Origin of the sequence: Mucilaginibacter rubeus (assembly GCF_003286415.2) — a bacterium.
Lineage (GTDB): Bacteria > Bacteroidota > Bacteroidia > Sphingobacteriales > Sphingobacteriaceae > Mucilaginibacter > Mucilaginibacter rubeus_A.
This window is the reverse complement of the sequence record NZ_CP043450.1, coordinates 1,726,488-1,741,821: the sequence shown is the minus strand read 5'-3', so window position 1 is coordinate 1,741,821 and position 15,334 is coordinate 1,726,488. Positions and strand designations below refer to the sequence as shown.

Here is a 15,334-nt window from a genome sequence, read left to right as displayed (position 1 = left end):
TATAACTTTTTATATACCGACACTACATGTTTAATATTTTTTGTTTCTTTGTACCCAATTGAAAGAGTTAGACACAGATATGGCATGGTTTAAACGAGAGTTGAAAGGGATAATTACGACTACTGAGGAAAAGAAAGAAGCCCCCGATGGCATCTGGAATAAATGCCCTAATTGTAAGAAACCTTTACACTATTCAGAACAGGTAGAAAATCAATATGTGTGCCATTACTGTGGCTTCCACCTGCGCATAGGTTCAAAAGAATATTTTTCGGTACTATTTGATAATAACGAGTTTACAGAACTTTTTCCTAACCTTACTTCAGGTGATCCGCTGCATTTTGAGGATACCAAAAAGTATACCGACAGGCTTAAAGAAACTCAAAAGAAAACAGGTTTAAACGACGCTATCAGGGCTGCTGCCGGCAAAATTGACGGCCAGGACATTGTTATTGCCTGTATGGACTTTAATTTCATTGGTGGTTCAATGGGATCTGTTGTTGGTGAAAAAATAGCACGTTCTATCGATTATAGTATCGAGCATAAGGTTCCGTTCCTGATGATCTCAAAATCAGGTGGTGCCCGAATGATGGAAGCCGCGTTTTCATTAATGCAGATGGCTAAAACATCAGCAAAACTGGCTTTGCTTGCACAGGCAAAAATCCCTTACATATCATTACTTACCGACCCTACTACAGGTGGCGTAACAGCTTCATACGCTATGTTAGGCGATATTAACATTGCCGAACCAGGCGCGCTGATTGGTTTTGCCGGTCCGAGGGTAATCAAAGAAACAATCAAAAAAGATCTTCCTAAAGGTTTCCAGACTGCAGAGTTTGTTCAGGAGCACGGTTTCCTTGATTTCATTGTAGACAGAAGGGAAATGAAAGAGAAGTTAGCGTCATTTATCAAGATGATGGCTAATTAAGAGATATGCATCTCCTTGATGCGGTAAGGGATAAACTTAAATGTTTATCCCTTATTTTTTGCACTTGTTTCAATAATCGTCATTGCGAGGTACGAAGCAATCGCAAACTGTGCAGAGGCACTTGTACAGCCGCGCTGTAAAGTTGGGGATTGCTTCGTACCTCGCAATGACGTGGAGAGTTGCGCTTCAAAAATCTGTTTGGCTGAGTCCCCCTGCCATTTTGACAATACAATAACAATTGGAACACACATTGATGTTCCAATTGCGACAAACATTAAATCAATCCTATTAAAATATAGTTATGCAAGAAAAAGGCAGCATTTCGATCCACACCGAGAACATTTTCCCGATTATCAAAAAGTTCTTATATTCTGATAATGAGATATTTTTGCGCGAGCTGGTATCAAACGCGGTAGATGCTACCCAAAAAATTAAACGTTTGGCTTCATTAGGCCAATACAACGGCGAACTTGGCAACCTTCGCGTTGAAGTTGCTTTTGATGCCGACAAAAAGACCATCACCATTAGCGATAATGGTATCGGTATGACCGCCGAAGAGATCAAAAAGTATATTAACCAGATCGCTTTTTCAGGTGCTACCGAATTCATGGAGAAATTCAAGGAAGCTAAAGATGCCAACGAGATCATCGGTCGCTTTGGTTTAGGTTTTTACTCGGCTTTCATGGTAGCTGATAAAGTAGAGATCCAAACCCTATCCTACCAGGAAGGTGCAGAACCTGCTTTCTGGGTATGCGATGGCAGTACCGAATTTGAAATTGGCGAAGGTATTTTAGAAGAGCGCGGTACCGAGATCACTTTGTTTATTAATGATGAATCGGCAGAGTTTTTAAGCCAGTACAAACTACAGGAGATCCTTGATAAGTATTGCAAGTTTTTACCTGTGCCTATTAAATTCGGCACTAAAACTGAGTCTGTTGAAGACGGCGTTGACGAAGAAGGCAAGCCAAAATATACTTCAGTTGAAGTTGATAACATCATCAACACTACCAACCCTATCTGGACAAAAGCACCATCTGAATTAAAAGACGAAGACTATCTTGACTTTTACAAACAGCTTTATCCATTTAGCGAAGATCCTTTATTCTGGATCCACCTTAATGTTGATTATCCTTTCAACCTTACCGGTGTGTTATATTTCCCTAAGCTGAAAAATGATTTCGAATTCCAGAAAAACAAGATCAAATTATTCAGTCGCCAGGTATTCATTACCGATGAGGTAAAAGACATTGTTCCTGAGTTTTTAATGCTACTACACGGTGTTATTGATTCACCGGACATTCCGCTTAACGTATCAAGAAGCTTTTTACAGGCTGATAGCAACGTTAAAAAGATCAACAGCTATATCACTAAAAAAGTAGCTGATAAATTGTCAGACTTGTTCAAAGCTGATCGTAAAGCTTACGAAGAAAAATGGACTGACATTGGCCTGTTTGTTAAATACGGCATGGTGAGTGAAGACAAGTTTTATGAAAAAGCCAAAGACTTTGTTTTAGTTACCAACACCGATAAACAAAATTTCACCCTGCCTGAATACAAAGACAAGGTTGAAGCCAATCAAACAGACAAAGACGGTCAGCTGGTTTACATTTACACCAACGATCCGGCAAAACAGGATTCATTTATCCAATCGGCCAATAAAAAGGGCTATGATGTATTGGTGATGAACTCGCCTATCGACAACCACTTCATTAGCCAGTTAGAGCAGAAGTTAGAAAAAACATCGTTAAAACGTGTTGATGCTGACGTAGCCGACAAGCTGATCAAAAAAGATGATGCGCTTGAAACCGTGCTTACCGAAGAGCAAAGTACCCAGGTGAAGATTATTTTTGATAAAGCTATTAACAGACCTGCCTACAACGTTCAAATTGAAAGCCTTAACCCTGATGAGTTACCGGTTACCGTAACTATGGATGAGTTCATGCGCCGTATGAAAGATATGGCTGCTATGGGCGGAGGCATGAGTTTCTACGGTAACATGCCTGATAACTACAAAGTTATTGTAAACGGCAATCACAAACTTGTAAGCCGCATTTTACAGGAAGAAGACGAAGCCGTTCAAGCCCAGCTTTCAAAACAAGCATTTGACTTAGCGCTATTATCGCAAGGTTTATTGACCGGCGCCGATTTAACTGAATTTGTTAAGCGCAGCGTTAGCTTGATATAATAACCCAAACGTCATGCCGAATTTATTTCGGCATCTCACGTGCAAAATCATCTGATTGCCTTTATGTCGGTAATATTTGATGGGATCCTGAAACAAGTTCAGGATGACTAAATTCATTCAAAAGCCACCCAAAACGGGTGGCTTTTTTATTTAAAAGATTGTTTAAATTTGAGTGTGCTTAAACCTAAGTAACGCTTTATCGTCTAACCACTTAAACATTTATACCATGAAAATATTAAACAAAATAGCCCTTTTGGCTGCATTTATATTTATTGGGGTTAACGTATCCCACGCTCAAACAAAGGCCGAGAAAAAAGCAGCCAAACAGGTAGAGATCAAAAAAATGATAGAAGATCAAAATTTTGTATTCAAAGCAAACTATGCTTTGCCAATGCGGGGTGGAACCAGGCCGCTTACCTCTGATTACGATATCACAATAAGCAAAGATACCATCGTATCATTCTTACCTTATTTTGGCAGGGCTTATGTGGCCCCACCTCCGGGAACAACAGATGGCGGTATTAAAGTGAACACTACAAAGTTTACATACTCGTCGACCCCAAAAGGTAAAGGCTGGAATATCACTATTAAACCCAAAGAAAAAAACATAGCCGACTGGCGCGATGTACAAACATTTAACCTGAGCATTTCGCAGGATGGCTATGGCTCATTACAAGTGATCAGCAGTAACCGCGACCCAATATCATTTAACGGTTACGTTGAAGCGAGGAGAAATAAGTCGTAAGTACTAAGTTTATGAACAAATCGTCATTATAAATGAAAGCGTCATTGCGAGGCACGAAGCAATCCCTAACTATACAGAGCCGACCTGAAAAGTTCCTCTGCTTTTTGGGGATTGCTTCGTGCCTCGCAATGACTCCTCTTTTCTACCCGTTGCTATTTCTTAGAGAACTTAAGACTCTATCAATCCCGCATTATCTTTCAACTCCACCCCGGATAGCTTTCGTTTAAACGCTTCGTTAATTAAATAGAATATCTTTTTCGCGGCTTTTTTATAAGTCAAACCTTTATGGCGGATATTGGAAACGCAATTACGTGACTCGTCGGTTAAACCGGGTTTGGGATTGTAGGTAAGATATGCCCCAAGGCTATCGGCGGCACTCAGGCCGGGGCGTTCACCTATCAATATCAACGAAAGTTTGGCGTTAAGACCGTAACCGATATCATCGCCAATAGCCACCCTACCCTGCTCAACCAGGCTAATAGGAGCAAGTTTTAACCCGTTTGCAAGCAATAGTGGAATCAGCGCGTCCAGCAAACCCACGGCGTTCTCTTTTACCGCTGTGGCCGAAAGTCCATCAACAACAATGATAGCCACGTCACTTTCAACGTTGTAACCATTCAATTCATTTAATGAAACCTCATTAAGCCTGCGACCAAGATCTGGCCGTTGCAGATATTGCCGCCGGTCGGTTACCTTACTTTGTAGATGCAAAACGGGCAGCCCGAAATGTTTAAGGGTATCGGTTAGCTTACCTAAATCCAACTCGGAATATACGGCATCCCGCGCATGTGCATGAGCCAGCTTAAATTCAAGCGATTGCTTTAGCGGGATACTTGTTCCCACGCGGCCAATAGCAATCCTTGCCGAAGTAAACTCCTGCAAAGCTTTTAATGGCTCAATTTCCTGTGGGATGTTTCGTTTCATTTATGTTATTCTACAGTAGTATTTATAAATCATGTCATTGCGAGCGAAGCGTGGCAACCGCACGTAAGCAAAGCCGCTCTGTATAGCGTGCGATTGCTTCGTACCTCGCAATGACCTATTTTCTTCTTCCTTTTACCTTTGATCAAAATCCTCCCAACAAGCCATGCTCGCTCACAGGCAGCATATTCCCCCTTTCATCAACAATTCCCTGCTTTATCAACCAATGCTCAAACTCGGGTGCTGGCTTCAAGCTCAAAACTTTGCGCAGGTATAAAGCATCATGAAATGAAGTAGACTGGTAATTAAGCATAATATCATCCGAGCCGGGAATGCCCATAACAAAGTTGCAGCCCGCTACTCCTAACAGGGTAAGCAGGTTATCCATATCATCCTGATCGGCTTCGGCATGGTTGGTATAGCATACATCGACCCCCATCGGCAAACCTAAAAGCTTGCCGCAAAAATGATCTTCAAGTGCAGCACGGATGATCTGTTTGCCATCATATAAATACTCCGGCCCAATAAAGCCTACCACCGTATTAACCAGTAAAGGATTAAACTTACGGGCAACAGCATAAGCCCTCACCTCGCAAGTTTGCTGATCTACTCCGAAATTGGCATTGGCAGATAAAGCGCTACCCTGCCCCGTTTCAAAATACATCACGTTATTACCCACTGTACCCCGCTTCAATGATAACGTTGCCTGGTATGCTTCCTCAATCAAACTCAAATTTACCCCAAAACTGGCGTTGGCTTTTTCGGTACCAGCTATAGACTGAAAACAGAGATCAACCGGCGCACCTTCGTTAACCAACTGTAATGTTGTGGTAATATGGCTTAGCACGCAGGTTTGAGTCGGAATCTCAAACCGGTGGCGTAACTCATCCATAAGCGTCAACAGATTGCTTACCGCCGCCGGGCTATCAGTTGCAGGGTTAATGCCAATAACAGCGTCACCGCTGCCAAATAACAAACCATCAATAATACTGGCAGCCACTCCCCGTGGATCATCCGTAGGGTGGTTAGGTTGCAAACGGGTACTGAAATGCCCTTTTAAGCCTATGGTATTACGAAAACGGGTAACTACCTGGCACTTATTGGCCATGGCAATCAGATCCTGGTTGCGCATCAGTTTGGATACTGCAGCCACCATCTCCGGTGTTAAGCCGGGAGCTATAGTCGTTAAAGTGGCGCAATCCGTTTCATCACTTAATAGCCAGTCGCGCAGTTCACCAACGGTTAAATGGCTGATATGGCTGAAGGCAATTTCGTCATGATCGTCAATAATGAGTCGGGTAATTTCATCGTCCTCATACGGGATCACTACCTCATTCAAAAAGTTTTTGAGCGGTACATCGGCCAGGGTGATCTGAGCGGCCACACGTTCTTCATATCCACCGGCACAAAGCCCGGCCAGCTCATCGCCCGAGCGATAAGGCGACGCTTTCCCCAACAATGCTTTAAGATCAGGGAACTTATAAACCCGGTGATGTATATTGTGGCGGTACATTCTCTTGTATCATTATGTCATTGGGTCATTAAGTCATTTTATATAACGACTATTCACATTATATAATTAGTCGTCGGTCATTATTCACAAAGCGGATAAGCAAATGACCTAATGACTCAATGATTAATGACTTCTTCTATTGGTGCGCTCATCATATCTTCGGTTAGGGCAACTTTATGTTTGCCCATCGCTACAAAAATTAACAGCACAATTACCAGTCCGCCTCCAAAAATGAGGCTCATATCCGGGTTAAAGTATATGGTTGCTATCAAACAAACCACACAAATCACTAAAGCAATTGCCGGGAAAACCGGGTATGCCGGGGCCAAAAATGGCCGGCTTAAACGAGGCTCCTTTTTACGGAGTATAAACAGGCTCAGCATGCTCATAATGTACATCACTACCGCGCCAAGTACCGACAGCATGATGATCTGATCTGTTTTAAATTTATAAATGAAGATAGAACTTACCACTCCGCTCACCACCAGCGCCCAATGCGGGGTTTGGAACCTGTGGTTAATATCTGACAGCATACTCGGCAAATAACCGCTGCGTGCCATCGCGAAAACCTGCCTTGACGACGCAAGGATGATCCCGTGCAGTGAAGCTATCAGGCCAAACAAACCTATGCTGGCAAATATTTTGGTTAAGCCGTTACCCTTTCCCAATACTATGCCGATGGCTTCGGGTAGCGGATAATCTAAATGACTTAGTTTGCGCCAATCGGTAAGTCCGCCGGTAATAATCATCACACCTAAGGCCAACACTACAAGGGTTATTATAGCCGAAATGTAGCCGCGGGGAATGTTTCTTTTCGGATTCTCTACTTCTTCGGCAACCATGGCAACACCCTCAATGGCCAAATAAAACCAAACAGCAAAAGGTAGCGCCGCAAATACCCCCGCCCATCCAAATGGCATAGGATTAGTAAGGTAATTATCCATTTTAAAATGAGGCGAAACAATGCCCAGGTAAAGAGCCAGCTCCACTACGGCAAGTATGGTGATGAATACGGAAAACGTAGCAGACTCTTTAACCCCCAGCATGTTTAAAAGAATAAAAAACACATTAAACCCCATAGCCGCTTCCGTTATAGGGATGGCCGGGTATAAAAAATGAAGATAACTGCCTAAAGAAACCGCTACGGCAGGCGTGGCTACCAGGAAATCGACAAGGGTAGCGTAACCGGCAATTAAGCCACCAAATGGGCCCATTGCCCGGTAGGCATACGCAAAAGCACCGCCGGCATGAGGAATAGAAGCAGTGAGTTCGGTGTAACTAAAAATAAATGTGATGTACATTAACGTGATAACCAGCGTGGCTATCAACAGGCCTATTGTACCCGATACGGCCCATCCTAAATTCCATCCAAAATATTCGCCAGAGATAACCAAACCCACGGCAATGGCCCATAAATGGATAGGTTTTAAAACCCTTTTTAAATGTTCTGTAGAAGTTTCCGCCATACACTGCCGCTATAAACAATAATTTATCGCCTTAAATTACTCATATGGCAGGTTAAATCAAAATTACGACACGTTATGGAATTGTTAAGCGGCCCTTTTTCATAAAACACAGTAATTTATAACAATATCCCATCACAAATAATTAAAAAAATCAGAAACAGCACAAAAACATAAATAACAAACAACCACACATAATAAAAACAGCCGATAAATCTCATTTACCGGCTGCAGTTCTAATATAAAAACAATCAATAGTTAGCTACAATCCATTTATACCATCAGCTTATCCTTCAAATAGCCCATACTGGCAGTTATACTGGCAAAAGCATCTTTAGGCATATCATGTTCCACGAAAAAGTGTTTCATTCCTGCTGATTTTGCTGCCGCGAAAATTGGTTTAAAATCAATGGTGCCGCCACCTACAGGCTGTATATTTTGCCTGGCAGCATCCAGATCCTTCACATGCCAAAGCGGGAAACGGCCTGGATGTTGTTTAAACATCTCTACCGGATTCTTACCTGCCTTAACTGCCCAGGCCAAATCAAGCTCCATTTTTACATTGTTCGCGTCGGTTTCGCTCAACAGTAAGTCATACGGCACTTTACCATCAACCGCGTGAAATTCCATATCATGATTATGGTAGGCAAACTGGATGCCTGCTTTTTTTGCCGCCTCCCCAGTTTTGTTCAGCACTTCAATAGTTGATTTTATTTCGTCAAGTGTAGCCGTTGGCGAATTGGCGCAAACCAGGTATTTAACGCCACCTTCCGCAACTTCATCCACTACCTGTTGCATATTATCGCGTAGGTTCAATACAGGTGGCAACACCATTGGCTTGCCATCGGCGCCAACAGGCATTTTTGCTCCCGGAGGCAGCTTAAACGGCGCACCCAGCACGTGATGCGAAACCCAATTCATCCCTAAATCGTTCGCAGTAGCTTTAAACTCCTTAGGTTTCATGCCATAATAGCCACCTTTTTTACTAAAGGCCGATTCCAATTCTTTATAGCCTATAGCCGCAATTTTGTTTAGCGTGCCCTTAACATCTTCATCAATAATACCAAAAAAGGTAAATAACTGTAATCCTACAGGGTGGTGCTCCATATTACTTAACAAACTTGCCGCTTTACCCGATAAAGCCATGCCACCAAGCACTAATGCGCCGGTGCCTTTAATAAAATTTCTTCTGCTGTAATTCATGCTTTGATAATGGTTAATAATTAACTGGTACAGTAAAGCTAATTAATTAAAAATGAGCAAAGAAATTTTATTGTGTCTTTTTCACACAATAATTTATTTTTAAGCTAAAAGCAGAATGCTGACAGCTTAAGGCATATAGACGTTATTCCCTCGTATTATATTGGACAATATTGGGGAATAACGTTTAGATTTATTGAATACTGCAAGTGTCGACTGTTGACAGGTTGATAAGCAGCACCAGAGGTGCAAAAGGTTTGTAGAAATCAAATAAATGGCATTTTTTTGTACCATAGGTACACAACTCCAAAAGATAGTTAAAGAATGTGGGCGTTGCCTCCGGCCCGGGCTATACGCTGCAAGTCCTCGCTTTCCCAGCCCGCAAACCCAACACACGCTGCGGGCTTTACGCTCCTATCCCTAACGCGAAAAGAGGTCACTTAATGATTAGTAATCAAACAATCTCCGGCAGACTGTTGTGTACCATTGATGATATGATGAAAGTAATAATAGCTATGATAAGTCCGAACATGAAAACATTATAGGCTGCCCGGAGCAAACGGTATTTACGGCCCAACACGACGCCCTGTGTATGAATATCTTTAATCAGGCTATCGTACAGGTATTCTTTATCATGCAGCACATTCTTCATACCAGCTGCAAAGTCGTCAAGCTTCATACGGTAAAAATTGCCAAAAAACAGCAGGTTAGCCTTTTTATCCTCAAGATCTTTAGCACTGAACTTGCCTCTCGGAATAGACGGGCGGGTTGATAAAATGGCAAGGATCATAGTAGCCAAACTAACCGTAAGCAGCAGATACGATGGCAGTACCAGGAAAGAGTTATCTTTCAATTTCCGCAGAACCAAACTGATAATGGCCGAAATAATGATAGAATTAACGGTGATCAGGATCTGGGCCTTGTTGTCGGCCATATCGCTCAGGCGTTGATCGGTACTGGCTGTAACCTTTAGCAGGGTTTCAATGCCTAAATCTATATCTGCTATCTCCGCAGCCTTTTGCGGCAATGTTTCCGGGTCGTCTGCCATCGCTTTCATTTTATCCCCATAAATTTAGGTTATTTCGTATCAATATTTTAAAGCCTATATGGCGTATGCAGAAGCAGACATGTTTACTCCAAATACAAGCAATTAGCAATCAAACCTGTCCAACCGGTTTGGTGGGCAGCGCCTAAACCCAGACCGGTATCACCGTCAAAAAACTCGTAAAACAGGATATGATCTTTAAAATGCGGATCATTCTGCAGCTTCTGATTTTTACCGTAAACCGGCCGCTCACCGTTTTCGTTTTTCATAAATAGTTTAGAAACGCGGGCATAAAGTTCATTGGCCACTTCCTTCAGGTTCATAAAATTCCCGGATCCGGTTGGACATTCTATTTTAAACTCATCGCCATAAAACATGTAGAAACGGTGCAGACTATCAATAATCAGGTAATTGATCGGCATCCAGATAGGGCCACGCCAGTTGCTGTTACCACCAAAAAGTCCGCTGTCGCTCTCGCCCGGCACATAGGATATTCCAAACTCAACCCCATTTACCGAAACATGATAAGGATGTTTCTGGTGATATTTGGACAATGAACGAATGCCGTAATCGCTCAAAAACTCATTCTCATCGAGCATATACCTCAGCAGCGATTTCATCCTGTAACCACGCAACAAACTAATCAAGTGTTTACCATCGGTTCCTTTCTCGTTCCAGCGTGAAACCAGCGACGCGAGATCGGGCCGGTTCTCGGCAAACCATTTCATGCGGTCTTTAAATACCGGGCTTTCCATGATATCCTTTTCGTCCAGTACTTCGGTAGCAAACAGCGGGATTAAACCAACTATGCTCCTTACCCGCATTTTTACAGAACCATCATCCGGAAAACGGATCTGATCGTAAAAAAAGCCATCTTCATCATCCCATAACCCTTCGTTATTTTCACCCAGGTTTGACATCGCGCCAACGATATAAATGAAGTGCTCAAAAAACTTGGATGCTATATCAGCATAAGCGTTATCATTTTCGGTAAGCTCGGTAGCAATACGCAGCAAGTTAAGCGAGTACATGGCCATCCAGCTGGTGCCATCGGCTTGTTCCAGGTGCTGACCGGAAGGCAAATGCATATTACGGTCAAAAACACCAATGTTATCCATCCCCAGGAAACCACCCTCGAAGATGTTATTACCTGATTGGTCCTTACGATTAACCCACCAGGTAAAATTGAGCATCAGTTTATGAAAAACACGTTCCAGGAAATAGGTATCGCCTTTGCCGTTGTTATTTTCTTTATCCGTTTTATAAACATTCCATACAGCCATCGCGTGTACGGGAGGGTTCACATCGCCAAAGTCCCATTCGTAGGCAGGTAACTGGCCGTTAGGATGCATATACCAGTCGCGCGTAAGCAAAATCAACTGATTTTTGGCAAAAGCCATATCAATGGTTGCCAGCGGCAGGCAATGAAATGCCAGGTCCCATGCGGCAAACCAAGGGTACTCCCATTTATCTGGCATCGAAACGATATCCCTTGTATTAAGGTGGGTCCACTTGCTGTTACGGGCATTTAATCGTTGAGCGGGCGGGCGCGGCATCCCTTTATCGCCACTCAGCCAATGGCGTACATCGGTATAAAAAAATTGCTTGTTCCACAACATTCCAGAGAAAGCCTGCCGTTGAATCAGGCGGCGATCGGGGTTCATGGTAGCGCCATGAACATCATTGTAAAATTGGTCGGCTTCCGTTTTACGTACTTCAAAAATTTCGTCAAAATCCTCAAAACTATAATTAGCATCTTCAGACAAACGAAGGCGCAGGCTCAAACTTTTCCCGGCCGGGATATTCAGATCATAGTTTACCGCGGCCTTGGTGCCCATGTTTTTGGGATTGACCGTATCGGCACCGTGAACAATATAATCGTTTATGCCATCCTTATAATATTTACGGCCATCATCATAATTATAAAGCCTGCGCGAATTGGTTTCATTATCACAAAACAAAAGGCGGCCATCACCTTCGGTATGTAACCACATCTGCCCAAGGTCTTTATGAAAAACACTGATCACTTTATCGGAAGATCCTACAAGATCGGGCTTACGCGAATCATACCCCCATCCCCAGGTATTCCGAAACCACAAGGTAGGCATCACGTTCAGCGGCGCATCTTGATAACTCCGGTTATGAATGGTTATTTTAATGAGGATATCTTCCTGGGCGTTTTTGGCATATTCGGTAAAAACATCAAAGTATTCGTTATGGTCAAATATGCCGGTGTCCATGATCTCAAACTCAGGGTCCTGACGGCCACGGCGCTTATTTTCATCCACCAGCCAGCTGTACGGGAACTCATTTTGCGGGTATTTGTACAAGGTTTTCATGTACGAGTGTGTAGGCGTACTATCCAGATAATAATACATCTCCTTTACATCCTCACCATGATTGCCTTCCGGGTTACTTAAACCGAAGTACCGCTCTTTAATAATAGGGTCTTTTTTATTCCAAAGCGCTATAGCGAAGCAAAGATATTGTTGCCTGTCACAAATCCCCGCTATACCCTCCTCGCCCCAGCGGTAAGCCTTACTACGGGCCATATCATGGGTGATATAGTTCCAGGCATCGCCGTTGGCGCTATAATCCTCGCGTACGGTTCCCCATTGGCGATCACTTACATAGGGACCCCATTTTTTCCAGCCTGTGTCCTTTAACCTTGATTGTTCTGCATTCATATGGGTAGTGTTAGGCAAAACGCCTAATTTAAAGCATGTGTTTTGCAAAGTATGCTTAGTTGGGTAAAAATACAGTAACGCTCGATTTGTTTTACTGTATTATGAAGAATAAGAGGAATAAAGGCTTATTTATTGCCCATGAAGCAGAATGCTTCTATGCTTTTTTCCTGGTCGAAGTTTAGCGATAGCGTAACTTCGTCCTAAAACTACTTAAGCTTTCAGCTTAAGTAGGCCAATAATATCAGTTTGAAATCCTAAAATCACGGAAGCAGAATGCTTCCATGATTTTAGGTCGAAGTTGCGCTATCGCTAAACTTCGACCAGCGTATCGTATATATTACTGCTCATCGCAAACTAAGAACTGCCCACTGATCAAGCCCAGGCTTTTCTTAAGAAACGCAGCCAGTTACCGTGCATCATATTTTGAATATCCTCGTCAGTATAACCGCGTTTTTTTAGCAGATCAGGAACTTTTTGCAGATCGGCAATGGTTTCCAGATCATACGGGCATTGCTCGCGACCAAAAGCTCCATCAAGGTCGGTACCCATACCTACGTGCAGGGCGTTACCGGCTATCTGGCAAATATGATCTATATGATCAACCATTACTTCCATATTGCAGTTCATGCCTTTAGGTGTGGATACTCCCCTCACCCAACCCGGCACCATCATCCAGGCGTCAAGCGCTGCACCAATAACGGCACCACGGTCAATCAGCACTTTAATCATTTCATCGCTGTACTGCCGGTTGTGGTTTACCAATGCGCGACAGTTATTATGACTTGCCCAAACATGGCCATTAAAATGATCAAGCGCCTCCCAAAAGCTGTCGTCACATAAATGAGTAGCATCTAAAATGATATTCAGGCGCTCCATTTCTTTTAATAACTCGTGTCCTTTTGGCCCCATGTACCCGGTAGCATCTGTACCTTGTGCATACCTGCCCGGACCATAATGCGCCGGGCCAACGGCCCTGAGACCATAGTTATAAGCCCGTTCCAGGTGTTTAACCGTCACAATCGAATCTGCACCTTCCAAACTTAAAATGTAGCCTACTGGTTTCTTTTCAGTTGATGCGCCATCGCTCCAAAGCGACAGATGTTTTTCAAGCGACGCAAGATCGTTCACCTGTACCATTTCCCCGGCATCTTCCATGGCTTTGTACCAGGCTACCTGCCCTTGGGTTTGTGCCCAGGCCTGCTCAGGCGAATGCCATCCAGGTAACGGATTATCAGGAGCTACGTAACGCCCTATCTGTGTGGCTACAACCAGGCCAATGTTACCTTTACGTAATTCGGGCAGTGTAACAACAGCTTTGGCACGATCTGGCTTATCGGTTAAGCCTTCTTCGCGTTGATTTACCTCGGCAAGCGGGCGCGTAAGGTCGCGGTTCCACTCCAGGGCGTTCATGCTTAAATCCAAATGGGCATCTATAACAAACATGGTTTCGGGGGAGATTTAAATGGTGATTTTGCGGTCGCGGGCTTTATTCAGCCATTCGCCGCTAATATTTTCGTTCTCAATAGTATAAACGCGCTCATAAAGCGCAACCGTAGGACAAACATGGTGCGGAATGCCATAAAGCACATCGCCCACCTTGTATTGATGATTAGCGCCGGCTTCAACTACCAAATGCTCTTCGCTTTGACTTACCGGGTAAAGCGCAGGCGCGTTTAAAAAGTAAATACGTTTGCTCAATTCGTTCTCGGCCGATATCGACTTATGTCCAACATCCAAACAAAGCTTGCCTGGGCTGGGTAACGAAATCACCCGTGTAACAACCAGCGCGGCAGGTAAAAAATCCTGCTCGGGCATTTCCAGTTGGTACCCTTTGTCCCAGTAAACAAATGTGCCGGGGCTGCATTCAACATATTTTCGTTTGGCATGGATAGGAAAAGTAGGTGATCCACCCGCAACTATAACCGGCTCAGGGTAACCCTTGCTTTTTATGGTTTGCTGTAATTTAAGCACAGGATCAAACGCGAAGTTGCACCTATCCGCCCGTTTCTGTAAATCCACATCATGAATATGACCATCATAAGCATGCAAACCTACAGGGTTAATTCCAGGCAATACTCCGCAATCCATATAAAGCTGTAAGGCTTCAAAGCCAGGAACTATACCGGTGCGGTTCATGCCCACGTTCATATCCAGGTATACATCGATATTGGTTTTAAACCTAACCGCCGCGTCGGAAATTTCCTTAGCCGATGATGAATTATCAACTAAACAAGAAAAACGCGTTTGAGGATATGCATGGATCAACCGGATAAAACGGTGCAGTTTTGGCCCTTCGGGCTGGTAAGCCAGCAAAACATCAGGAGCATTGCTCATGGCCAATAACTCGGCCTCGGCAATGGTGGCACATTTAAACTTACGGATGCCGGCATTTAACAGCAACCCGGTAACCTCGGCATTTTTATAGGTTTTAACATGCGGGCGCAAACGGGCAGCATCATCAATCATACCCGTAAGCGTGGTTATGTTTGTTTTAACCCTATCGGGATAAACAACCAGCGCCGGGGTATCCAGCTTATTAATATCCTGTATAGTATACCAGTTAGGGGTCATGGTTTTAAGTCGGAAGTATTAAGTAGTAAGTCGTAAGTCGTGCAATTTTTGTAGAGATGCATATTTGCTTCTCTACAAA

At 43.5% G+C, this 15,334-nt stretch carries 11 protein-coding genes; 3 read left to right on the top strand and 8 right to left on the bottom strand.

Annotation, left to right across the window (positions count from 1 at the left end; all coding sequences use genetic code 11):
• Window positions 1-79 precede the first annotated feature (79 nt).
• The 3 genes from accD (at window position 80) to DEO27_RS07115 (ending at window position 3,855) form a co-directional block, all read left to right on the top strand.
• Window positions 80-925, top strand: coding sequence for an acetyl-CoA carboxylase, carboxyltransferase subunit beta (gene accD, locus DEO27_RS07125; RefSeq protein ID WP_112571738.1), 846 nt, complete (start codon window positions 80-82; stop codon window positions 923-925).
• Between the two features lie 301 nt (window positions 926-1,226).
• The gene (gene htpG / locus DEO27_RS07120) at window positions 1,227-3,110 is read left to right on the top strand and encodes a molecular chaperone HtpG (RefSeq protein ID WP_112571742.1); all 1,884 of its coding nucleotides are present in this window, start codon (window positions 1,227-1,229) and stop codon (window positions 3,108-3,110) included.
• Between the two features lie 226 nt (window positions 3,111-3,336).
• A complete protein-coding gene (locus DEO27_RS07115; protein ID WP_112571744.1) occupies window positions 3,337-3,855 on the top strand; it encodes a DUF4251 domain-containing protein in 519 nt (172 codons plus the stop codon).
• A 168-nt stretch (window positions 3,856-4,023) separates the two neighbouring features.
• Here the strand turns inward: DEO27_RS07115 and eutC are convergent, their stop codons facing one another.
• The 8 genes from eutC to DEO27_RS07075 form a co-directional block, all read right to left on the bottom strand.
• On the bottom strand, window positions 4,024-4,779 hold the full coding sequence (gene eutC / locus DEO27_RS07110) for an ethanolamine ammonia-lyase subunit EutC (protein WP_112571746.1): 756 nt from the start codon (window positions 4,777-4,779) through the stop codon (window positions 4,024-4,026).
• A 142-nt stretch (window positions 4,780-4,921) separates the two neighbouring features.
• Window positions 4,922-6,289, bottom strand: a complete 1,368-nt coding sequence (locus DEO27_RS07105; RefSeq protein WP_112571748.1) for an ethanolamine ammonia-lyase subunit EutB — start codon at window positions 6,287-6,289, stop codon at window positions 4,922-4,924.
• Between the two features lie 116 nt (window positions 6,290-6,405).
• Window positions 6,406-7,755 carry an ethanolamine permease gene (gene eat / locus DEO27_RS07100; RefSeq protein WP_112571750.1) on the bottom strand — a complete coding sequence of 450 codons (1,350 nt, stop codon included), beginning with the start codon at window positions 7,753-7,755 and terminating at the stop codon, window positions 6,406-6,408.
• Between the two features lie 270 nt (window positions 7,756-8,025).
• Window positions 8,026-8,955, bottom strand: a complete 930-nt coding sequence (locus DEO27_RS07095; protein ID WP_112571752.1) for a sugar phosphate isomerase/epimerase family protein — start codon at window positions 8,953-8,955, stop codon at window positions 8,026-8,028.
• Window positions 8,956-9,406: 451 nt separating this feature from the next.
• Window positions 9,407-10,009 carry a Pycsar system effector family protein gene (locus DEO27_RS07090; protein ID WP_112571754.1) on the bottom strand — a complete coding sequence of 201 codons (603 nt, stop codon included), beginning with the start codon at window positions 10,007-10,009 and terminating at the stop codon, window positions 9,407-9,409.
• A gap of 74 nt (window positions 10,010-10,083) precedes the next feature.
• Window positions 10,084-12,684: an MGH1-like glycoside hydrolase domain-containing protein gene (locus tag DEO27_RS07085; RefSeq protein WP_112571756.1), complete on the bottom strand. Its 2,601-nt coding sequence runs from the start codon at window positions 12,682-12,684 to the stop codon at window positions 10,084-10,086.
• A gap of 372 nt (window positions 12,685-13,056) precedes the next feature.
• Window positions 13,057-14,127 carry a dipeptidase gene (locus DEO27_RS07080; RefSeq protein ID WP_112571758.1) on the bottom strand — a complete coding sequence of 357 codons (1,071 nt, stop codon included), beginning with the start codon at window positions 14,125-14,127 and terminating at the stop codon, window positions 13,057-13,059.
• A gap of 15 nt (window positions 14,128-14,142) precedes the next feature.
• Window positions 14,143-15,255, bottom strand: coding sequence for a D-TA family PLP-dependent enzyme (locus tag DEO27_RS07075; protein ID WP_112571760.1), 1,113 nt, complete (start codon window positions 15,253-15,255; stop codon window positions 14,143-14,145).
• Window positions 15,256-15,334: the final 79 nt, after the last annotated feature.